The 21,434-nt window shown below is 46.0% G+C and carries 19 protein-coding genes and 4 tRNA genes; all 23 read left to right on the top strand.

The window, feature by feature from the left end; all coding sequences use genetic code 11:
* Nucleotides 1-12 precede the first annotated feature (12 nt).
* The 23 genes from ACUM5Y_RS15025 (at nucleotide 13) to rplW (ending at nucleotide 21,423) form a co-directional block, all read left to right on the top strand.
* A complete protein-coding gene (locus ACUM5Y_RS15025) occupies nucleotides 13-966 on the top strand; it encodes a biotin--[acetyl-CoA-carboxylase] ligase (protein ID WP_445977695.1) in 954 nt (317 codons plus the stop codon).
* A complete protein-coding gene (locus tag ACUM5Y_RS15020) occupies nucleotides 959-1,690 on the top strand; it encodes a type III pantothenate kinase (protein WP_445977694.1) in 732 nt (243 codons plus the stop codon). The genes ACUM5Y_RS15025 and ACUM5Y_RS15020 overlap by 8 nt, the downstream gene beginning before the upstream one ends.
* Entirely contained in the window at nucleotides 1,687-2,400 is a 714-nt protein-coding gene (locus ACUM5Y_RS15015) for an SPOR domain-containing protein (protein WP_445977693.1), read from the top strand. Before ACUM5Y_RS15020 ends, ACUM5Y_RS15015 begins: the two co-directional genes overlap by 4 nt.
* Nucleotides 2,401-2,475: 75 nt before the next feature.
* Nucleotides 2,476-2,559 (top strand) — tRNA-Tyr (locus tag ACUM5Y_RS15010).
* Between the two features lie 3 nt (nucleotides 2,560-2,562).
* A tRNA-Gly gene (locus ACUM5Y_RS15005) sits at nucleotides 2,563-2,637 on the top strand.
* 3 nt (nucleotides 2,638-2,640) lie between these two features.
* Nucleotides 2,641-2,716: transfer RNA gene (locus tag ACUM5Y_RS15000), tRNA-Thr, on the top strand.
* A 116-nt stretch (nucleotides 2,717-2,832) separates the two neighbouring features.
* Nucleotides 2,833-2,908, top strand: a tRNA-Trp gene (locus ACUM5Y_RS14995).
* Nucleotides 2,909-2,948: 40 nt separating this feature from the next.
* Nucleotides 2,949-3,317, top strand: coding sequence for a preprotein translocase subunit SecE (gene secE / locus ACUM5Y_RS14990; protein WP_445977692.1), 369 nt, complete (start codon nucleotides 2,949-2,951; stop codon nucleotides 3,315-3,317).
* Nucleotides 3,318-3,326: 9 nt separating this feature from the next.
* Nucleotides 3,327-3,860, top strand: a complete 534-nt coding sequence (gene nusG, locus ACUM5Y_RS14985) for a transcription termination/antitermination protein NusG (protein WP_445977691.1) — start codon at nucleotides 3,327-3,329, stop codon at nucleotides 3,858-3,860.
* Nucleotides 3,861-3,910: 50 nt separating this feature from the next.
* On the top strand, nucleotides 3,911-4,345 hold the full coding sequence (gene rplK / locus ACUM5Y_RS14980) for a 50S ribosomal protein L11 (protein ID WP_317005406.1): 435 nt from the start codon (nucleotides 3,911-3,913) through the stop codon (nucleotides 4,343-4,345).
* Nucleotides 4,345-5,040, top strand: a complete 696-nt coding sequence (rplA, locus tag ACUM5Y_RS14975; RefSeq protein WP_445977690.1) for a 50S ribosomal protein L1 — start codon at nucleotides 4,345-4,347, stop codon at nucleotides 5,038-5,040. Before rplK ends, rplA begins: the two co-directional genes overlap by 1 nt.
* A 222-nt stretch (nucleotides 5,041-5,262) precedes the next feature.
* Complete coding sequence (rplJ, locus tag ACUM5Y_RS14970; protein WP_445977689.1) at nucleotides 5,263-5,763, top strand: 50S ribosomal protein L10; 501 nt, start codon at nucleotides 5,263-5,265, stop codon at nucleotides 5,761-5,763.
* A 78-nt stretch (nucleotides 5,764-5,841) separates the two neighbouring features.
* Entirely contained in the window at nucleotides 5,842-6,213 is a 372-nt protein-coding gene (gene rplL, locus ACUM5Y_RS14965) for a 50S ribosomal protein L7/L12 (RefSeq protein ID WP_445977688.1), read from the top strand.
* Nucleotides 6,214-6,396: 183 nt separating this feature from the next.
* Nucleotides 6,397-10,497 carry a DNA-directed RNA polymerase subunit beta gene (gene rpoB / locus ACUM5Y_RS14960; RefSeq protein WP_445977687.1) on the top strand — a complete coding sequence of 1,367 codons (4,101 nt, stop codon included), beginning with the start codon at nucleotides 6,397-6,399 and terminating at the stop codon, nucleotides 10,495-10,497.
* A 65-nt stretch (nucleotides 10,498-10,562) separates the two neighbouring features.
* The gene (rpoC, locus tag ACUM5Y_RS14955; RefSeq protein WP_445977686.1) at nucleotides 10,563-14,765 is read left to right on the top strand and encodes a DNA-directed RNA polymerase subunit beta'; all 4,203 of its coding nucleotides are present in this window, start codon (nucleotides 10,563-10,565) and stop codon (nucleotides 14,763-14,765) included.
* A gap of 137 nt (nucleotides 14,766-14,902) precedes the next feature.
* Nucleotides 14,903-15,274 (top strand): 30S ribosomal protein S12, encoded by a 372-nt coding sequence (rpsL, locus tag ACUM5Y_RS14950; protein WP_036163109.1) that lies wholly within the window; start codon nucleotides 14,903-14,905, stop codon nucleotides 15,272-15,274.
* Between the two features lie 99 nt (nucleotides 15,275-15,373).
* Complete coding sequence (gene rpsG, locus ACUM5Y_RS14945) at nucleotides 15,374-15,847, top strand: 30S ribosomal protein S7 (RefSeq protein WP_445977685.1); 474 nt, start codon at nucleotides 15,374-15,376, stop codon at nucleotides 15,845-15,847.
* 21 nt (nucleotides 15,848-15,868) lie between these two features.
* A complete protein-coding gene (gene fusA / locus ACUM5Y_RS14940) occupies nucleotides 15,869-17,962 on the top strand; it encodes an elongation factor G (protein ID WP_445977684.1) in 2,094 nt (697 codons plus the stop codon).
* A 35-nt stretch (nucleotides 17,963-17,997) separates the two neighbouring features.
* Nucleotides 17,998-19,221, top strand: coding sequence for an elongation factor Tu (gene tuf / locus ACUM5Y_RS14935; RefSeq protein ID WP_445977683.1), 1,224 nt, complete (start codon nucleotides 17,998-18,000; stop codon nucleotides 19,219-19,221).
* A 212-nt stretch (nucleotides 19,222-19,433) separates the two neighbouring features.
* On the top strand, nucleotides 19,434-19,745 hold the full coding sequence (rpsJ, locus tag ACUM5Y_RS14930) for a 30S ribosomal protein S10 (protein ID WP_067207662.1): 312 nt from the start codon (nucleotides 19,434-19,436) through the stop codon (nucleotides 19,743-19,745).
* Nucleotides 19,746-19,873: 128 nt separating this feature from the next.
* Complete coding sequence (gene rplC / locus ACUM5Y_RS14925) at nucleotides 19,874-20,512, top strand: 50S ribosomal protein L3 (protein WP_445977682.1); 639 nt, start codon at nucleotides 19,874-19,876, stop codon at nucleotides 20,510-20,512.
* A 12-nt stretch (nucleotides 20,513-20,524) separates the two neighbouring features.
* Entirely contained in the window at nucleotides 20,525-21,130 is a 606-nt protein-coding gene (rplD, locus tag ACUM5Y_RS14920) for a 50S ribosomal protein L4 (protein ID WP_445977681.1), read from the top strand.
* Nucleotides 21,127-21,423 carry a 50S ribosomal protein L23 gene (gene rplW, locus ACUM5Y_RS14915; protein ID WP_191596020.1) on the top strand — a complete coding sequence of 99 codons (297 nt, stop codon included), beginning with the start codon at nucleotides 21,127-21,129 and terminating at the stop codon, nucleotides 21,421-21,423. Before rplD ends, rplW begins: the two co-directional genes overlap by 4 nt.
* Nucleotides 21,424-21,434 lie beyond the last annotated feature (11 nt).

Raw genomic sequence — 21,434 nt, 5'->3', positions numbered from 1 at the left:
TGGAGTGCGTTAATGCAGGCTATTTTAGCTTTGCTGAGTGATAGTAAGTTTCACTCTGGGGAAGAATTAGGCGAAGCCCTAGGCATCACCCGTGCAGCGGTTTGGAAACAACTGAAAAAATTAGAAACCATGGGTTTGGTTATTCATTCCGTGAAAGGTCGAGGCTACCGTTTGCCGGCTCCACTTGAGCTATTGTCTAGTTCAACTCTAGAGCAATACGGCTTGCCCGAGACCGTAGCACTGCAGCTGAAATTTGATACCGAGTCCACCAACAATGATGCGAAGCAATACATTGCGATGAATCGCCCTTTGCCCGTACTTTTGGCTACCGAACGCCAGACACAAGGCAAAGGTCGACGTGGTCGTCAATGGGAAGGTGGGCTGGCAAAAAACCTCATGATGTCATTCGTCTGGCGTTTCGAAAGTGGTCCTAGCGTAATAGAGGGCTTGAGTTTGGCGGTTGGGGTGGCCGTTGCCCGAGTGCTCAAAAAAGTCGGCGTGCCTAACCCTGGGTTAAAATGGCCCAACGATGTGCAGGTAGATGGTAAAAAACTGTGTGGCATTCTGCTCGAAATGGTTGCAGATCAAGATGTTTGTCATGTCATTATCGGCATTGGTATGAATGTAGAGATGGACGACAAAACCATGGCGCAAGTCGATCAGCCTTGGACAGATTTAACATCCCGGTTACCCCAACGTCCAAGTCGTAATCAAATTTTGGCGGAATTGACTCAAGAATTAGTAGTAGTTTGTCAGGCGTTTGAAACAGGCCATGGTATGAAGTTGTATCAAAGTCAGTGGCAAGCCCATGATGTCTTGTACAATCAAAATATTACTGTGACATCTGTTCATCAAACTCGTCATGGTGTCGCTCGCGGCATTGATGAAAAAGGTGCTCTGTTAATGGAAGAAGACGGTGAGATTGTGGCGCTTCACGGTGGGGAGATAAGTGTTCGTCGTGGATAAGGTTTTAGTTGTAGACGCTGGTAATACCTCGATTAAATACACACTCTTTCAAGAGTCCAAAGTTATTTGGCAATATAGAGATGAAGAAGCGCTAAAAATTTTCCATAGCATGCCGCACCCCGACGCTATGTATGTGGCCAGTGTACGGTCGGAATCAGCAACAAGCGATATCGTGAACACACTGCAAGCGTGCTTTCCAACGACAGCCTTGCAGGTGTTGTGTAGCCAAGCTCAAGCATGTGGTGTAAAAAATGCCTACGATGAACCTGCCCGTTTAGGGGTCGATCGCTGGTTAACGGTTATTGCGGCTCATCATCACATAGGTGGTAATCTTGTCATTGTAGATGCAGGAACAGCAATTAAAGTAGATGTGGTGAACACTGTTGGTGAACACCTTGGTGGCTACATTACACCAGGCTTGGCTCTGATGGAGCAATCCTTGTTAACGCAAACAGCAAAGGTGCGCTATGTGGCAGAAGAAGTGGTGAGTGGCAACGGCTTACCTAACTCGACTGCACGAGCGGTCGCTGAGGGTTGTCATGAAATGGTATTAGGCTTCTTAGACCGTATACATAACGACTATGCGAACTATCAGTGGGTGGTCACTGGTGGTGACGGGGAAGTCTTAATGGAAAAACTGGGAATATCTGTAATCAAACAACCATATTTAGTGGCACTAGGGGCAAAGCTGGTGGGTGACGAGCAAGTAAGAGGTCAAAAATGAAATGGTTATTTGTGGCGATTGTATTGTTGAATGCCGCCTTTTTCAGTTGGGATAGCTTCACACAAGATGTTGTAGTGAGCAAAGAGCAACCCATGTACGAACCGCCAGTAGGGGAGACAATCCGTTTGATTTCGGAGCAAGCCCCTGTGGTCAGTAACACCCAATCCCCAGCTAGTAATGGTGAAACTCCTGTCGAATCGGTACAACAAGCGTTGGACACTGTGTTGGCAGGTGATACCCGCCCAGTAGAAGATCTGCTTTGTCCTCGCATTGAAGTAGAGAGAGCGGCAGAGCGTGATCAAGTCGTTGCTCAACTAAAAGAGATAGGCTGGAATTACCAGATACAAGAAGTGACTGGTAAGCGAGCTAAGTATTGGTTGTATATTGCGGCCCCAGAAACGCCCGCGATGGCCACTAATATCGTTAAGGCTTTGGCCGCCAAGTCTATCGATAGTTTTATTATCAATCGGGAGGAAATGAAAAACCGCATTTCACTGGGTTTATATTCTTCACAAGAGCGAGCTAATCAAGCCCGCGATCGCATTCAAAAAGCCTCAGGTTATGACGTCGATATTTTTGAGCATATGCGAACGGTAGCCTTGTCCAACATCGATGTAGAAAAGCCGGTGACAGAAAGCCAATGGCAAAATTTCACATCACGATTAGACCTTGCCAAGATGATGATAAAATTAGAAAAAAATCCTTGCTAGTGCTTGCAATTAAAGAAACGATTCATATAATGTCTCCCACCTTTTGGGGTGTTGCGAATAAGCAATGAGTATCGTGGAGGGGTTCCCGAGTGGCCAAAGGGAGCAGATTGTAAATCTGCCACGAAAGTTTCGGTGGTTCGAATCCACCTCCCTCCACCATTTGCGGGTATGGTATAGTGGCTATTACCTCAGCCTTCCAAGCTGAAGAGGCGGGTTCGATTCCCGCTACCCGCTCCAGTTGCTCATGTAGCTCAGTTGGTAGAGCACACCCTTGGTAAGGGTGAGGTCGGCAGTTCAAATCTGCTCATGAGCTCCAGCAATTTCATTGCAAAAGATAGGTGGTTTGTCCGCCTTTTTTATTGTCTGTTTTTTGGGCAGATACCCTTGCTAAACTTAGCGTCTTTGGGTATCATCCTCCGCCCATACGAATGTAGGCCAATAGTTCAATTGGTAGAGCACCGGTTTCCAAAACCGGCTGTTGGGGGTTCGAGTCCCTCTTGGCCTGCCATCTTTCGTATCCTATTTCTTAGTTAGGGATCACCTGAAGTATGAGTTCGAGTACTGAAGCTCAAGCGTCTCGCGGGGACGTATTTAAGTGGGCGATTGTTGTATTATTAGTTGCAGTAGGTGTGATTGGTAACAACTATTATTCTACTGAGTCACTATTGTATCGTTTGATTGCAGTTTTGGTGTTGGCTGGTGTTGCTGGTTTTGTTGCGTTACAGACTGCGAAAGGGAAGGCTTTTTTTACTTTAGCAAAAGAAGCAAAGACTGAAATTCGCAGGGTAGTGTGGCCAACTAGGCAAGAGACAGTGCAAACAACCTTGATTGTATTGGCGGTTGTTCTTTTTATGTCTCTAGTACTGTGGGGAGTGGATTCGTTCCTTGGTTGGGTCGTTTCCTCGGTAATTAGTTAGGAGTTGCTCGTGACCAAACGATGGTATGTAGTACAGGCGTACTCAGGGTACGAAAAGCACGTAATGCGTTCGCTTATAGAGCGAGTGCAGGTTATGGGGCAGGAAGATAATTTTGGTGACATCTTGGTTCCAACGGAAGAGATCGTTGAAATCCGAGATGGCAAGAAGCGCAAGAGCGAAAGAAAGTTCTATCCAGGTTATGTATTGGTTCAAATGGATATGAATGATGACTCTTGGCATTTAGTTAAAGGCACGTCTCGTGTGCTTGGTTTTATAGGTGGAACGGCTGATAGGCCTTCTCCAATTACCAATCGTGAGGCGGATGCCATTCTACAGCGTGTTAATGACGGTGTGGATAAACCACGTCCGAAAACATTGTTTGAAGTGGGTGAAGTTGTTCGTGTTAACGAAGGGCCGTTTGCTGACTTTAATGGTGTGGTTGAGGAAGTGGATTACGATAAAAGCCGAATCAAGGTGGCGGTGCTTATATTTGGGCGCTCTACACCAGTTGATTTGGAATTTAGTCAGGTTGAAAAAGCCTGATTTTGTTGAACGGGTAGCCTTCGGGCAGTGACCCATCTGGAGTTAAAAAAATGGCTAAGAAAGTCCAAGCTTATATCAAGCTACAAGTTAAAGCGGGTCAAGCGAACCCAAGTCCACCAGTAGGTCCAGCTTTGGGTCAGCACGGTGTGAACATCATGGAATTCTGTAAAGCATTCAACGCCAAAACTCAAGGTGTTGAGCCAGGTCTTCCTACACCAGTTATCATCACTGTTTACAGTGACCGTAGCTTTACATTCGAAACGAAATCTACTCCTGCGTCTGTTCTGTTGAAAAAAGCAGCTGGCCTTAAGAGTGGTTCTCCTCGTCCAAACACTCAGAAAGTTGGCACGGTTACTCGTGCTCAACTAGAAGAGATTGTTGAAGCTAAGAAAGCTGACTTAACAGCAGCTGATATGGATGCAGCGGTTCGTACTATCGCTGGTAGCGCACGCGCTATGGGTCTTGAAGTTGAGGGTGTGAACTAATGGCTAAGCTAACTAAACGCGCTCGCTTGATCGCAGAAAAAGTAGAAGCAACTAAGTTGTACTCTGTTGAAGAGGCTGTTGCTCTTTTGTCTGAGCTTTCTACTGTTAAGTTCAAAGAATCTATCGATGTATCTGTTAACCTAGGCGTTGACCCTCGTAAGTCTGATCAGGCTGTACGTGGTTCTACAGTTTTGCCTCACGGTGCTGGTAAAGATGTTCGCGTTGCTGTATTCGCACAAGGTGCAAATGCTGAAGCGGCGAAAGAAGCTGGTGCAGATGTTGTTGGTTTTGATGACTTGGCTGAACAAGTTAAAGCTGGCAACCTAGATTTCGACGTTGTTATCGCTTCTCCAGACGCGATGCGCATCGTTGGTCAACTAGGTCAGGTACTTGGTCCTCGTGGTCTAATGCCTAACCCTAAAGTTGGCACAGTAACTCCTGACGTTGCTACAGCAGTTAAAAATGCTAAAGCAGGTCAAGCTCGTTACCGTACAGATAAAAATGGTATCATTCACGCAGGCGTGGGTTCTATTGAATTCCCTGCTGAATCTATCAAAGGCAACCTTGAAGCACTATTGGCTGACTTGCGTCGTGCTAAGCCTGCTTCTGCAAAAGGTGTCTACATGAAAAAAGTGACCTTGTCTTCTACAATGGGACCTGGTCTACAAATTGATTTAGGTGCTTTAAGCTTCTAAATCATGAGCTTTGGGGTCTGCATTCATTTTTTAAATGATCAGCAGGCCGTCAAAGACCGCAGGAATCGTACGGTTTAATTAAACGTTGATAAATGTTTGTCCTGCGCAGATGGTGTGGCCCGATTCAGATTACTGGATCTAACTCACCAGCAAGTACTCCGAGTAATCGGGGAGTTGGTAAAAATAGGGGAATTTATTCCCTGCTAATCCAGGAGAAAACCAGTGGCATTAGGTCTAGAAGACAAAAAAGCCATTGTCGCCGAAGTTAGCGAAGCTGCCAAAACTGCGTTGTCTGCAGTAGTAGCTGATTCCCGCGGTGTTACCGTGGGCAGCATGACTGCACTTCGTAAAGAAGCGCGTGAAGCAGGTGTTTATGTACGTGTAGTACGTAATACATTGGCTCGCCGTGCAGTTGAAGGCACTGACTTCGAATGCTTACAAGATAGCTTTGTTGGCCCTACGCTAATCGCTTTCTCAAACGAACACCCAGGTGCGGCGGCTCGTTTGTTGAAATCTTTTGCGAAAGAGAACGACAAGTTTGAAGTAAAAGCGTTGGCGTTCAACGGTGAGTTGATCCCAGCAGGCGACATTGATCGTTTGGCAACACTGCCTACATACGAAGAAGCTATTGCGAAACTGATGAGTGTTATTCAGGGCGCAACAAGCAAGTTTGTACGTACTCTTGCAGCAGTTCGCGATCAAAAAGAGCAAGAAGCGGCGTAATTTTAATTACTCCCTTTTTGATGAAAAATATTTATTTTATTGCCCTCGGGCAATTTGAAAATGCTAGGAATCTGAGTCATGGCTCTAACTAAAGAAGATATCATCAATGCAGTAGCAGAAATGTCTGTGATGGACGTTGTTGAACTAATTTCAGCAATGGAAGAAAAATTTGGCGTATCTGCAGCAGCAGCTGTAGCAGCTGGTCCTGCTGGCGACGCTGGCGCAGCCGCTGAAGAACAGTCTGAATTTGACGTTGTTCTTACTGCCGCAGGCGACAAGAAAGTTAACGCAATCAAAGCTGTACGTGCAGCAACTGGCCTTGGCTTGAAAGAAGCTAAAGCAATGGTTGACGGCGCTCCAGCGACTGTTAAAGAAGGCGTTTCTAAAGAAGACGCTGAAGCACTTAAAGCGGCTCTTGAAGAAGCTGGTGCATCTGTCGAAATCAAGTAATGATACTTGTATTTCCAGATTTCGGCCTATAGTCGAAATGGCTGGTGACAATATTGTCACCGGCCTTTTTGGGTTTCTGAAACTCAGATAAAAAAGATTTTTTCAAATGGGAGATTATGCTCCCATAATGGTAAGGCCTGATTTGGGCCTTTTGCGTCAATGTGCACAAGCTGGGGAATGTTGATGGCTTACTCATACACTGAGAAAAAACGTATCCGTAAGGATTTCGGTAAACTGCCGCCCGTTTTGGATGTGCCATACTTACTGGCAATTCAGCTTGAATCCTACCGTAATTTCTTGCAAGAAGGTAAACCTCTTGCAGAGCGTGGGGAATTAGGTCTGCATGGGGCCTTTAAATCTGTCTTTCCAATGGTTAGCTTTTCTGGCAACGCGGCGCTTGAATATGTCGATTACCGTTTAGGTAAGCCAGTATTTGATGTAAAAGAGTGTCAGTTGCGTGGTGTAACCTACGCGGCACCTTTGCGTGTTCGAGTTCGACTAATTATCTATGATAAAGAGTCTTCGAATAAGGCCATCAAAGACATCCGTGAGCAAGAAGTTTACATGGGTGAAATTCCACTCATGACCGAAAACGGTACCTTTGTAATTAACGGAACAGAGCGTGTAATCGTTTCTCAGTTACACCGTTCTCCTGGTGTGTTTTTTGACCATGACCGTGGTAAAACTCACTCTTCAGGTAAATTGCTCCATTCTGCTCGCGTAATTCCTTACCGTGGTTCATGGTTGGACTTCGAGTTTGATCCAAAAGATTGCGTCTTCGTTCGTATTGACCGTCGTCGTAAACTGCCTGCGACAATTTTGTTGCGCGCCTTGGGTTATGGAACTGAAGAAATTCTAGAAACTTTCTTCGATACAACACGCTTCTACATGAGTCGTGATGGTTTCGAAATGGACTTGATCGCTAACCGTCTCCGTGGCGAGACTGCATTGTTTGATATTGCCGATGCAAATGGTGAGCTGATCGTCGAGGAAGGTCGTCGTATTACGGCTAAGCACATTCGTGTTATGGAAAAAGCGGGTCTTGAGCGCTTATCTGTACCACTAGAGTACATGCTTGGCAAAGTGACAGCGAAAAACTTGATTCACCCTGCGACGGGCGAATTGATCGCTGAAGCAAATACTGAACTGTCTGTTGACCTTCTAGAAGCCTTGGTTTCTGCGGGTATCACAGAAGTCGATACGCTATACACAAATGATTTAGATAATGGTCCATTCATTTCTGACACATTGCGCATCGATCCAACAAACAACCAGTTGGAAGCATTGGTAGAAATCTACCGCATGATGCGTCCTGGCGAGCCGCCAACCAAAGAATCTGCGGAAGGTTTGTTCCAAGGCTTATTCTTCTCTGAAGATCGTTACGATCTTTCTGGCGTAGGTCGAATGAAATTCAACCGTCGTCTAGGTCGTGAAGAAGATACTGGTAGCGGCATCCTAGATAACGATGACATCGTAGCTGTACTGAAAACATTGCTGGATATCCGTAATGGTAACGGCATGGTAGATGACATTGATCACTTGGGTAACCGTCGTGTTCGTTCTGTTGGTGAAATGGCTGAAAACCAATTCCGTGTTGGTCTAGTACGTGTTGAGCGTGCGGTGAAAGAACGTCTGTCTATGGCAGAAGCGGATGGCCTAATGCCACAAGATCTATTGAATGCTAAGCCGGTAGCGGCAGCAATCAAAGAATTCTTTGGTTCTAGCCAATTGTCTCAGTTCATGGACCAAAACAACCCGTTGTCAGAAGTAACGCACAAGCGTCGTGTTTCTGCATTGGGGCCTGGTGGTTTGACTCGTGAACGCGCCGGCTTTGAGGTGCGTGACGTACACGCGACTCACTATGGTCGTGTATGTCCGATCGAGACACCGGAAGGACCAAACATCGGTTTGATCAACTCTTTGTCTACTTACGCACGCACTAACAGCTACGGTTTCTTGGAAACACCATACCGTAAGATTGTTGATGGCAAGATGACCGACGAAACGGTTTACATCTCTGCGATCGATGAAGCGAAATACGTTATTGCACAAGCGTCAGCGAATGTTGATGCAGAAGGCCGTTTGGTAGATGAATTGGTTCAGGTGCGTCATATGCACGAAACCACTTTGATCCCGAAAGAAAAAGTAAACCTAATGGACGTGTCACCTCGTCAGGTTGTATCGGTAGCGGCTTCTTTGATTCCGTTCCTAGAGCACGATGACGCCAACCGCGCCTTGATGGGTTCGAACATGCAGCGTCAAGCAGTACCAACACTTAAGGCTGATAAGCCAGTAGTAGGTACGGGCATGGAGCGCAATGTTGCGAAAGACTCTGGTGTTTGTATCGTCGCGAAACGTGGCGGTGTGATTGAGTCTGTCGATGCAAGCCGTATCGTTGTTCGTGTGAACTCTGAAGAGACTGTGGCCGGTGAAGCGGGTGTAGATATCTACAACCTAACCAAATACGTTCGTTCTAACCAAAATACCTGTATCAACCAGCGTACCTTGGTAATGAAGGGTGAAAAAGTTGCTTCTGGTGACATCATGGCTGACGGTCCTTCTGTCGACATGGGTGACTTGGCACTTGGTCAAAACATGCGTATTGCCTTCATGCCTTGGAATGGTTTCAACTTCGAGGACTCGATCCTAGTATCTGAGCGCGTTGTTGAAGAAGACCGTTTCACGTCTATCCACATTCAAGAACTTACTTGTGTGGCGCGTGATACTAAGCTTGGGCCAGAAGAAATTACTGCGGATATCCCGAACGTGGGTGAAGGCGCACTTTCTAAGCTTGATCAATCCGGTATCGTTTATATCGGTGCGGAAGTTGAGCCTGGTGATATTCTAGTAGGTAAAGTAACCCCGAAAGGTGAAACACAACTTACGCCTGAAGAGAAGCTTTTGCGAGCTATCTTTGGTGAGAAAGCATCTGATGTGAAAGACACATCACAACGCGTTAAAACAGGTACTCGTGGTACTGTTATTGACGTACAGGTGTTTACTCGTGACGGTATTGAAAAAGATGAGCGTGCTAAGCACATCGAAAAAACGCAGCTTGATCAAGTTCGTAAAGACTTGAACGAAGAGTTCCGTATTGTTGAGAAAGCTACCTTCGAGCGTCTTGCTGAAGCGTTAGTGGGTCAACAAGCAGAAGGCGGCCCAAGTTTGGCTCGCAATGCGATCATTACCGAAGAATACCTAGCGAACTTGGATCACCCTGAGTGGTTTAAGATTCGTGTTGCCAATGAAGAAGCGAGTGAGCAGCTTGAAAAAGCTCAAGCCGCTTTGGTTGAGCGCCGTAAAGAGCTTGATGCGAAATTCGAAGATAAGAAACGTAAACTACAAACTGGCGATGATCTAGCACCTGGCGTGTTGAAAATCGTTAAAGTTTATGTGGCGATCAAACGTCGTATCCAGCCTGGTGATAAAATGGCCGGCCGTCATGGTAACAAGGGTGTAATCTCTAAGATTATGCCTGTAGAAGATATGCCGTACGATGAAAACGGTGACCCAGTTGATATCGTGTTGAACCCGCTTGGTGTTCCATCGCGTATGAACGTAGGTCAGGTACTAGAAACTCACTTGGGTGCTGCCTCTAAAGGGTTGGGACGCAAGATCAATGAGATGCTAGCCGTTGAGCGCGAAAAAGCTGAAGCCGTTGCTGAGCTACGTAGTTTCCTAGATGAAATCTACAATGGCTACGAAGGCGAGCTACAGTGTGCGCGTACGGAAGATCTAGCTAGCTTCACAGACGAAGAAATTCTGACATTGGCTGCCAACCTTAAAGGTGGTGTACCAATGGCATCTGGTGCCTTTGATGGTGCGAAAGAGTCTGAGATCAAACGCATGTTGCGTCTGGCTGGATTGAATGAAAGTGGTCAGGTTCGTTTGTTTAACGGCCGAACTGGTGAAGCCTTTGAGCGTCCTGTAACCGTAGGTTACATGTACATGCTTAAGTTGAACCACTTGGTTGACGACAAGATGCACGCACGTTCTACAGGTTCATACAGCTTGGTTACTCAACAGCCGTTGGGTGGTAAAGCGCAATTCGGTGGTCAGCGTTTCGGTGAGATGGAGGTATGGGCACTAGAAGCATACGGTGCCGCTTACACGCTACAAGAAATGTTGACTGTTAAGTCCGATGACGTGAATGGCCGTACGAAGATGTATAAAAACATCGTCGATGGCGATCACCGTATGGAACCGGGCATGCCTGAGTCCTTCAACGTATTGGTTAAAGAGATCCGATCTCTTGGTATCGATATCGAGTTGGAAAACGAATAAGCACGAATCACATTTGACCTGCTGGGGAGCAAAGCTCCCCAGCCTTATGAGTGGGGCGAATATCCATGAAAGACTTATTAGGTCTTCTAAAATCACAGGGACAATCTGACGAGTTTGATGCGATCCGCATTGGCTTGGCATCACCAGATATGATTCGTTCATGGTCTTACGGTGAAGTTAAAAAGCCTGAGACCATCAACTACCGTACGTTCAAACCAGAACGTGACGGTTTGTTCTGTGCAAAAATCTTTGGTCCTATTAAGGACTACGAATGTTTGTGTGGTAAATACAAGCGTTTGAAACACCGCGGTGTTATTTGTGAGAAGTGTGGCGTTGAAGTGGCTCTGTCTAAAGTGCGTCGTGAACGCATGGGACACATTGAGCTTGCATCGCCAGTGGCTCACATTTGGTTCTTAAAATCTCTTCCATCTCGTATCGGTCTTATCCTAGATATGACGCTACGTGATATTGAGCGTGTACTGTACTTTGAATCTTTCATCGTGATTGATCCAGGTATGACAACGCTTGATAAAGGCCAGTTGCTAAATGACGAGCAATACTTTGAAGCGCTAGAAGAATTCGGTGACGAATTTGACGCCCGCATGGGTGCAGAAGCGGTACAAATGTTGTTGCGCGATTTAGACATGCCTGAAGAAATCAACAGAATGCGTGAAGAGCTAAACAGCACGAATTCTGAAACTCGCATTAAGAAGCTTTCTAAGCGTCTTAAGCTTGTTGAAGCTTTCTACCATTCAGGTAACAACCCTGAGTGGATGGTACTTGAAGTACTGCCGGTTCTACCGCCAGATCTTCGTCCATTAGTACCTCTAGAAGGTGGCCGTTTTGCAACGTCTGATTTGAACGACCTTTACCGTCGTGTGATCAACCGTAACAATCGTCTAAAACGCCTACTTGAGCTTTCTGCTCCAGACATCATCGTACGTAACGAAAAACGTATGTTGCAAGAGTCTGTTGATGCATTGCTTGATAATGGTCGTCGTGGTCGTGCTATTACCGGTTCTAACAAACGTCCTCTAAAATCTTTGGCAGACATGATCAAAGGTAAGCAAGGTCGTTTCCGTCAGAACTTGCTAGGTAAGCGTGTAGACTACTCTGGTCGTTCTGTTATCACGGTAGGTCCTTCACTGCGTTTGCATCAGTGTGGTCTTCCTAAGAAAATGGCACTTGAGCTGTTCAAGCCATTCATTTTCTCTAAGCTAGAACTTCGTGGCATGGCGACGACGATCAAAGCAGCGAAGAAAATGGTTGAGCGTGAAACACCTGAAGTGTGGGATATCCTTGATGAGGTTATCCGCGAACATCCAGTGATGTTGAACCGTGCACCAACACTTCACCGTTTGGGTATCCAAGCGTTTGAACCTATGTTGATCGAAGGTAAAGCGATCCAGTTGCATCCACTAGTGTGTGCGGCTTATAACGCCGACTTCGATGGTGACCAAATGGCGGTTCACGTTCCATTGACTCTTGAGGCGCAGCTAGAAGCACGCACCTTGATGATGTCTACGAACAACATCTTGTCACCTGCTAACGGTGAGCCAATTATCGTTCCTTCTCAGGACGTTGTATTGGGTCTGTACTACATGACTCGTGAGAAAATCAATGCCAAAGGTGAAGGCATGGCATTTTCTGACATCAAAGAAGTACACCGTGCATATGGTGCAAAACAAGTTGAATTGCATGCCAAAGTAAAAGTTCGTATCAACCAAGTTGATACAACACTAGAAGGCGAAAAAGTACCTTCTACTTTCATTGCTGATACAACTGTTGGTCGCGCATTATTGTTTGATATTGTTCCTGATGGCCTACCATTCGAAGTGGTTAACCAGCCAATGAAGAAGAAGGCAATCTCAAACTTAATCAACGAGTGTTACCGTAAAGTTGGCTTGAAAGAGAGCTGTATCTTTGCTGACCAGTTGATGTACACAGGTTTCCAATACGCGACAGCGTCTGGTACTTCTGTTGGTGTAGATGACTTTGTTATCCCACCAGAAAAAGCCGGTATCATCGCGCAAGCAGAAGCAGAAGTTAAAGAGATCGAATACCAATACGCTGATGGTCTTGTAACGCAAGGCGAGAAGTACAACAAGGTAATCGACTTATGGTCTCGTACTAACGAAACCGTAACCGAAGCTATGATGAAAAACTTGGCAAAAGAGACCACTGTAAACAAAGCAGGTGAGACGGTTGATCAACAGTCGTTTAACTCAGTTTACATGATGGCTGACTCTGGTGCCCGTGGTAGTGTTGCCCAGATGCGTCAGTTGGGTGGTATGCGTGGTTTGATGGCGAAACCAGATGGTTCCATCATTGAAACACCGATCACTGCAAACTTCCGTGAAGGTTTGTCTGTACTGCAGTACTTTACCTCGACTCACGGTGCGCGTAAGGGTCTTGCCGATACCGCATTGAAAACAGCGAACTCTGGTTACTTGACTCGTCGTCTTGTAGACGTAGCACAAGATTTGGTTATTACTGAAATCGATTGTGGTTCGTCAAACGGCATCACGGTTAATGCCATGATCGAAGGTGGCGACGTAGTTGTACCTCTAGGTCATCGTGTATTGGGTCGTGTTATCGCTCAAGACGTAGTTGATGCGAAAGGCAACGACGTATTACCAGCTGGTACTTTGATTGACGAGCAAGACGTTCGTACTCTTGAAGCCGCGGGTATTGACGAAATGATCATACGTTCTGTTATTACTTGTGACACTCGCCATGGTGTGTGTGCTAAGTGTTACGGACGTGATCTAGCTCGTGGCCATCAAGTTAACATCGGTGAAGCGATTGGTGTTGTTGCCGCTCAGTCTATCGGTGAGCCTGGTACACAGTTAACCATGCGTACCTTCCACATTGGTGGTGCAGCGTCTCGAGCGTCTGCAGTAGACAGTGTGCAAGTTAAGAGTGCCGGTACTGTACGTTTCCACAAAATGAAGAGTATCGAACGTGATACGGGTCATTTGGTTGTGGCATCTCGTTCTTCTGAATTGGCAATTGCTGATGAAGCGGGTCGTGAGAAAGAGCGTTACAAACTACCTTACGGTGCTGTGTTAAGTGTTCGCGATGGTGATGAAGTGGCCGCTGGCCAAGTCGTTGCTAACTGGGATCCACATACACACCCAATCGTATCTGAGATGGAAGGTCGCCTAGAATTTAGCGGCATGGAAGAGAATGTTACTATTCGTCGCCAATCTGACGAAATGACAGGCTTAACTACCATCGAAGTACTTGAAATTAAAGACCGTCCGTCTGCGGGTAAAGATTTACGCCCAATGATTGCCGTAGTTGATACAGAGGGTAACCCTGTATTGATTCCTGGTACGGATTCACCGGTTCAATACATGCTGCCAGAAAAAGCATTGTTGAGCTTGGATCACGGTTCAACGGTTAAATCTGGTGAAGTCTTGGCTCGTATTCCTCAGGAATCTCAGGGTAACAAGGATATCACCGGTGGTCTGCCACGAGTGGCCGACCTATTTGAAGCGCGCCGTCCGAAAGATCCTGCTGTTATGGCAGAAGCGACAGGTGTGGTTAGCTTCGGTAAAGAAACAAAAGGTAAGATCCGTTTGGTTATCTCTCCACAAGATGGCAGTGATCCAATCGAGACTTTGATTCCGAAATGGCGTCAAATCAACATCTTTGATGGCGAAGAAGTGGAAAAAGGCGAGATCATCGCCGACGGCCCGCTAAGCCCTCATGATATCTTGCGTCTGAAGGGTGTAGAGGCATTAGCTGACTACATCACTAACGAAGTGCAAGAAGTTTACCGTCTACAGGGTGTTGTGATTAACGATAAGCACATTGAAGTTATTGTTAACCAAATGCTACGTAAGGTAGATGTTGGTGAGTCTGGTGATACAGATCTTATCCAAGGTGACCAAGTAGAACTTACACAAGTACTGGATGCGAATGAAAAAGCAGAAGCAGAGGGTAAATTCCCTGCTAAGTACGAGCGTGTTCTTCTAGGTATCACTAAAGCTTCTTTGGCAACAGAGTCTTTCATCTCTGCTGCATCCTTCCAAGAGACAACTCGAGTCTTAACAGAAGGTGCGGTAACAGGTAAGAAAGATCATCTGCGTGGCCTAAAAGAAAACGTTGTAGTGGGTCGCTTGATACCAGCTGGTACAGGTTTGGCTTACCACAGCGAGCGCAAGAAGAAGAAAGATCTTGCGCAAGCAGCGAAGGATGGAATTTCAACAGTCAGTGCTTCAGAAGTAGAAGAAGCACTAAGTGCTGCACTGAAAGACTAATTATTTGCTGTTAAATGTCTAGGGAGGTGATTTTTTGGTCACCTCCCTATTGACTGTTTTATAGGCGCAAATTAAACTTGCGCCTCCTTAATTTTGGCGATTTCCGCCATGAGAATTGGATCTGTGGAGTTTGTCTAATGGCAACCGTTAACCAGTTGGTTCGTAAACCACGTAAACGTAAAGTGGTAAAGAGTGACGTTCCTGCGTTACAAGCTTGTCCGCAACGCCGCGGTGTCTGCACACGCGTATATACTACTACACCTAAAAAGCCTAACTCGGCTTTGCGTAAAGTATGTCGTGTTCGCTTGACTAACGGCTTTGAAGTAACTTCCTACATCGGTGGTGAAGGTCACAACCTACAAGAACACAGCGTAGTGCTGATTCGTGGCGGTCGTGTAAAAGATCTACCAGGTGTTCGTTATCACACAGTACGTGGTAGCTTGGATACTTCAGGCGTACAAAATCGTAAGCAAGGCCGTTCTAAGTACGGTACTAAACGTCCTAAGTAAGCAATCGCTTCTTAATTCATCGTTTAGACACAATTTTTTAATACAGTAAGGCCGAGCAGTAATATTATTGTCTCGGGCGAACCTGAAGAGGATATAGATATGCCTAGAAGACGCGTCGTCGCTAAGCGTGAAGTCCTTCCGGATCCTAAACACGGAAGCCAACTTCTTGCTAAATTCATCAACCATGTAATGGTTAGTGGCAAGAAATCTGTAGCAGAAAGCATTGTTTACAATGCACTTAACACTGTTGCAGAACGCGCTAAAACCGAAGAGCCTATGGGCATCTTCGAAAAAGCCCTAGAGTCTATCCAGCCTATGGTAGAGGTTAAATCTCGCCGTGTAGGTGGTGCAACTTATCAAGTCCCTGTAGAAGTACGTCCAGCACGTCGTGTAGCTTTGTCTATGCGTTGGTTGGTAGAGTCTTCTCGTAAGCGTGGTGAAAAATCCATGGCTCTACGTCTAGCAGGTGAGATCCTTGATGCGGCTGAGAATAAAGGTTCTGCGGTTAAGAAACGTGAAGACGTTCATCGCATGGCTGAAGCCAACAAAGCTTTCTCTCACTACCGTTTCTAATCGTTCGGAGCAATATACACAGTGGCACGTAAAACACCTATCAACCGCTACCGTAACATCGGTATTTGTGCACACGTTGATGCAGGTAAAACGACGACGACTGAACGCGTTCTTTTTTATACTGGCCTATCTCATAAAATTGGTGAGGTGCACGATGGTGCAGCTACCATGGATTGGATGGAACAAGAGCAAGAACGCGGTATTACCATAACTTCAGCAGCAACAACTTGCTTCTGGAGTGGTATGAGTCAGCAATTTGACCAACACCGTATTAATATCATTGATACACCTGGACACGTGGACTTCACCATTGAGGTTGAGCGTTCATTGCGTGTTCTGGATGGTGCAGTCGTTGTGCTCTGTGGTTCCTCTGGTGTTCAGCCACAAACTGAAACTGTCTGGCGTCAAGCGAATAAATATGAAGTGCCACGTATGGTGTTCGTCAATAAGATGGACCGTACTGGCGCGAATTTTTATTCAGTCGTCGAGCAGTTGAAGGATCGCTTAAACGCAAATGCTATCCCAATTCAAATCAACATTGGCACTGAGGAAGATTTCCGCGGTGTTGTTGACTTGGTATTGATGAAAGCGATTATGTGGAATGAAGAAGATCAAGGTATGACTTTCACTTTGGAAGACATTCCTGCAGATCTTGTTGATGACGCAACCGAATGGCGTGAGCAAATGGTTGAAGCAGCAGCAGAGGCCGACGAAGAACTAATGGATAAGTACCTTGAAGAAGGTGACTTGTCTGTTGAAGACATTAAGCGTGGTTTGCGCATTCGCACGTTAGCCAATGAAGTTGTATTGGTAACTTGTGGTTCTGCCTTTAAAAACAAAGGTGTGCAAGCTGTTCTTGATGCGGTAGTTGAATACATGCCTTCACCGCTTGAAGTTAAAGCGATTGAAGGTACGCTCGAAGATGGTGAAACCGTTGTAACTCGAAGTGCTGACGATGAGGCTCCGTTCTCTGCATTAGCGTTTAAGATTGCGACAGACCCATTTGTGGGTACATTAACGTTCATTCGTGTGTACTCAGGAACTTTGAAGTCTGGTGATGCTGTATACAACTCTGTTAAGCAGAAGCGTGAGCGCATTGGTCGCATGGTTCAAATGCACGCAAATAATCGTGAAGAGATCAAAGAAGTGTTGGCGGGTGATATAGCCGCAACCGTTGGTATGAAGTTTGTTACCACCGGCGATACGCTTTGTGACATGAAAGATATTGTAGTGCTTGAGCGAATGGAATTTCCTGAGCCTGTTATTTCTGTTGCGGTTGAGCCTAAGTCTCAAGCGGATCAGGAAAAAATGGGTGTTGCGTTAGGTAAACTGGCGCAAGAAGATCCGTCTTTCCGTGTTGAAACGCATGAGGAGACAGGTCAAACTATTATCTCAGGTATGGGTGAATTACACCTTGATATACTTGTCGACCGTATGCGTCGTGAGTTCAAGGTTGAGGCGAACATTGGTAAGCCGCAAGTATCCTACCGAGAAAAAATTCGCAAAGAAGTGGAGATTAATCACAAATTTGCGCGTCAATCTGGTGGTCGTGGTCAATACGGTCACGTCGTGATGAAATTAATCCCAACTGATAAAGAAGGGCTTGAGTTCGTCAACGAGATTGTCGGGGGTGCGATTCCTAAGGAATACATCCCTGCAATAGAGAAGGGCATTTCAGAGCAAATGAAGAATGGCGTGATCGCTGGCTACCCATTGTTGGGTGCTAAGGTCGTGTTGTTTGATGGTTCATACCATGATGTTGACTCTAACGAAATGGCCTTTAAAATTGCTGCTTCTCAAGGTTTGAGAAAAGGCGCATTGGATGCAGATCCTTGTGTCCTTGAGCCGATAATGAAAGTGGAAGTTGTAACTCCTGAGGAGTACATGGGTGACGTGATGGGTGACTTGAATCGTCGTCGTGGGCTTGTTCAGGGGATGGACGATTCCCCGTCAGGGAAGATAATCCGTGCTGAAGTGCCTCTCGGGGAGATGTTCGGTTATGCAACTGACGTGCGTAGTTTGTCGCAAGGGCGTGCAAGTTATGCAATGGAGTTTGAGAAATACGCTGAAGCACCGGCTAGTGTGGCAGACGCGATCATCAAAAATGAAGATTAATCATCATACTTACTAATTCTTAAGGTGTATGTATCATGGCAAAGAGTAAATTTGAACGTAATAAACCGCACGTTAACGTTGGCACAATCGGTCACGTTGACCATGGTAAAACAACACTTACAGCTGCGCTAACTCGCGTATGTGCTGAAGTATACGGCGGTGAAGCTGTAGCATTTGACGGTATCGATAATGCTCCTGAAGAGCGTGAGCGTGGTATCACTATCGCTACTTCACACGTAGAATACGATTCTCCAGATCGTCACTATGCACACGTAGACTGTCCTGGACACGCCGATTATGTTAAAAACATGATCACTGGTGCTGCTCAAATGGACGGCGCGATCCTAGTATGTGGCGCAACTGACGGCCCTATGCCTCAGACTCGTGAGCACATCCTTCTTTCTCGTCAAGTAGGTGTACCTTACATCGTAGTATTCCTAAACAAAGCTGATCTATTGGCTGAAGACTGTGGCGGTGCGGATTCTGAAGAATACGCTGAAATGCTAGAGTTGGTTGAAATGGAATTGCGTGACCTTCTTTCTGAATACGACTTCCCAGGTGATGACACTCCAATCATCCCAGGTTCTGCTCTAATGGCATTGAACGGCGAAGACGACAACGAAATGGGTACTACTGCTGTTAAGACTCTAGTTGAAACTCTAGACTCTTACATTCCTGAGCCAGAGCGTGCAATCGACGGTGCATTCATCATGCCTATCGAGGACGTATTCTCTATCCAAGGTCGTGGTACAGTTGTAACTGGTCGTGTTGAGCGCGGTATCATCAAAGTTGGTGAAGAAGTTGAAATCGTTGGTATCAAAGATACTACGAAAACTACTTGTACTGGTGTTGAGATGTTCCGTAAGCTTCTAGACGAAGGCCGTGCTGGTGAGAACTGTGGTGTTCTTCTACGTGGTACTAAGCGTGAAGACGTTCAGCGTGGTCAAGTATTGGCTAAGCCTGGTTCTATCAACCCTCACACTGAATTCGAAGCAGAAGTATATGTTTTGGGTAAAGATGAAGGTGGTCGTCACACTCCTTTCTTCAAAGGCTACCGTCCTCAGTTCTACTTCCGTACAACTGACGTAACTGGTGCTTGTGAGCTTCCTGAAGGTGTTGAAATGGTAATGCCTGGTGACAACGTTCAAATGTCTGTTACCTTGATTCACCCAATCGCGATGGACGAAGGTCTACGTTTCGCGATCCGTGAAGGTGGCCGTACTGTTGGTGCTGGTGTTGTAGCTAAAGTACTAAAATAATCCCTTAATCGATATTTAATATCGAAGCTAAGTGATTCAAAAAAAGGCTGCTCGTTAATCGAGTGGCCTTTTTTATTTTAAGCTCCATTCTTTTTAAAGTTGGTTACTTGACAACCAGTTTGTGAATGGCTAATATTCGCCGTCCTTAAAAAAGGATTGTGGCCTAATAAATGTACAATTAGGTCATTTAAAAACTGTATTTGGAGTTGGAAATGCAAAGCCAAAAAATCCGTATTCGTCTGAAAGCATTTGATCACCGTCTGATTGATGCTTCAACACAAGAAATTGTGGACACAGCGAAACGCACAGGTGCGCAAGTACGTGGACCGATTCCGCTTCCTACTCGCAAAGAACGTTACACAGTATTGGTTTCTCCACACGTAAACAAAGATGCGCGTGATCAGTATGAAATCCGTACACACAAACGTGTTCTAGACATCGTTGAGCCAACAGAAAAAACTGTTGATGCTCTAATGAAGCTAGACCTTGCGGCAGGCGTGGAAGTACAAATTTCTTTAGGTTAATCCCTAAAGCTTGGGGTGCGAGAACCGGCTGGTTATCAGTCGGCTTATGCACTAAATAGTGGAACGATCTGGAATGGTCGGCCGTAGCGGGTGATAGCCCCATACACAACTGGCAAATGAGGTAAAAAATGACTATTCAATTAGTCGGACGCAAAGCCGGAATGACACGTGTCTTCAATGAAGAAGGTGTATCCGTGCCAGTAACCGTTATCGAGGTAGAACCGAACCGCGTTACTCAGGTGAAAACTGCAGAAACTGATGGCTACCAAGCTGTTCAAGTAACTGTTGGTACTCGCCGTTCGAGCCGCGTCAACAAAGCTGCTGCTGGACATTATGCAAAAGCTAGCGTTGAGGCAGGTCGTGGTTTATGGGAGTTCCGCCTGTCTGGTGACGAGAAAGAAATCAATGTTGGTGACGAGCTAACTGTAGCTGATTTCGAATCGATCCAATTGGTTGACGTAACTGGTCAATCTAAAGGTAAAGGCTTTCAAGGTGCCATCAAGCGTCATAACTTCTCTATGCAAGACGCTACACATGGTAACTCATTGTCTCACCGTGCTCCTGGTTCCATCGGTCAATGTCAAACACCTGGTCGTGTTTGGAAAGGCAAAAAGATGGCTGGTCACATGGGCGCAGCACAAGTAACTACACAATCACTAGAAGTGGTTCGCGTAGATACAGAACGTAACCTTATCCTTGTGAAAGGTGCGGTTCCTGGCGCTGTGAACGGTGATGTTATTCTTCAATCAGCTGTTAAAGCTCGCTAAGAGGGGTAGACAATGAACTTGAATCTTACAGGTACGGAAGGAACAGTAGAAGTTTCTGAAGTAGCCTTTGCCCGTGAATACAACGAAGCACTAGTACACCAAGTAGTTACATCTTACTTGGCTGGCGCTCGTCAAGGTTCACGCGCTCAGAAAACTCGCTCTGAAGTAGCCGGTGGTGGACGTAAACCTTGGAAACAAAAAGGTTCAGGTCGCGCACGTGCAGGTACTATCCGTAGCCCAATTTGGCGCTCTGGTGGTGTTACTTTCGCTGCAAAACCGCAGGATCACTCTCAGAAAGTAAACAAGAAGATGTACCGTGCAGCAATGCGCACCATCTGGTCTGAACTTGTACGTCAAGACCGTCTTGTTGTTGTTGAAGATCTGAAGTTAGAAGCTCCAAAAACTAAGCTCTTCAAAGCAAAAATGGCAGAATTGAATGTTGAGAACGCTTTGATTGTTTCCCACGAGTTGGACGACAATCTTTTCCTAGCGGCTCGCAACATACCAAACGTAGATGTGCGTGATGCAGCGTCTATCGACCCTGTTAGCTTGATTGCTTACGACAAAGTGTTGGTGACAGTTGGTGCTCTGAAACAAGTTGAGGAGGCACTAGCATGATCGGCGAACGCATTTATAAAGTTCTGTTGGGTCCACACATCTCTGAAAAAGCGACTATCGTTGCCGAAGGTAATGGTCAGTACGTTTTCCGAGTAACTGGTGACGCAACGAAACCAGAAATCAAACAAGCTATCGAAGCACTGTTTGAAGTCAAAGTTGAGTCTGTACGTACGTTGAACCAAAAAGGTAAAACAAAACGCACAGTTCGTGGTCTAGGCAAGCGTAGCGACGTGAAAAAAGCGTACGTTCGTTTAGCTGAAGGTCAAGACATTGATTTCATGGTCGCTGAATAAGGGGAGATAGG

This window comes from Marinomonas dokdonensis, from assembly GCF_052747885.1.
This window is presented reverse-complemented; position numbering and strand designations above follow the sequence as displayed.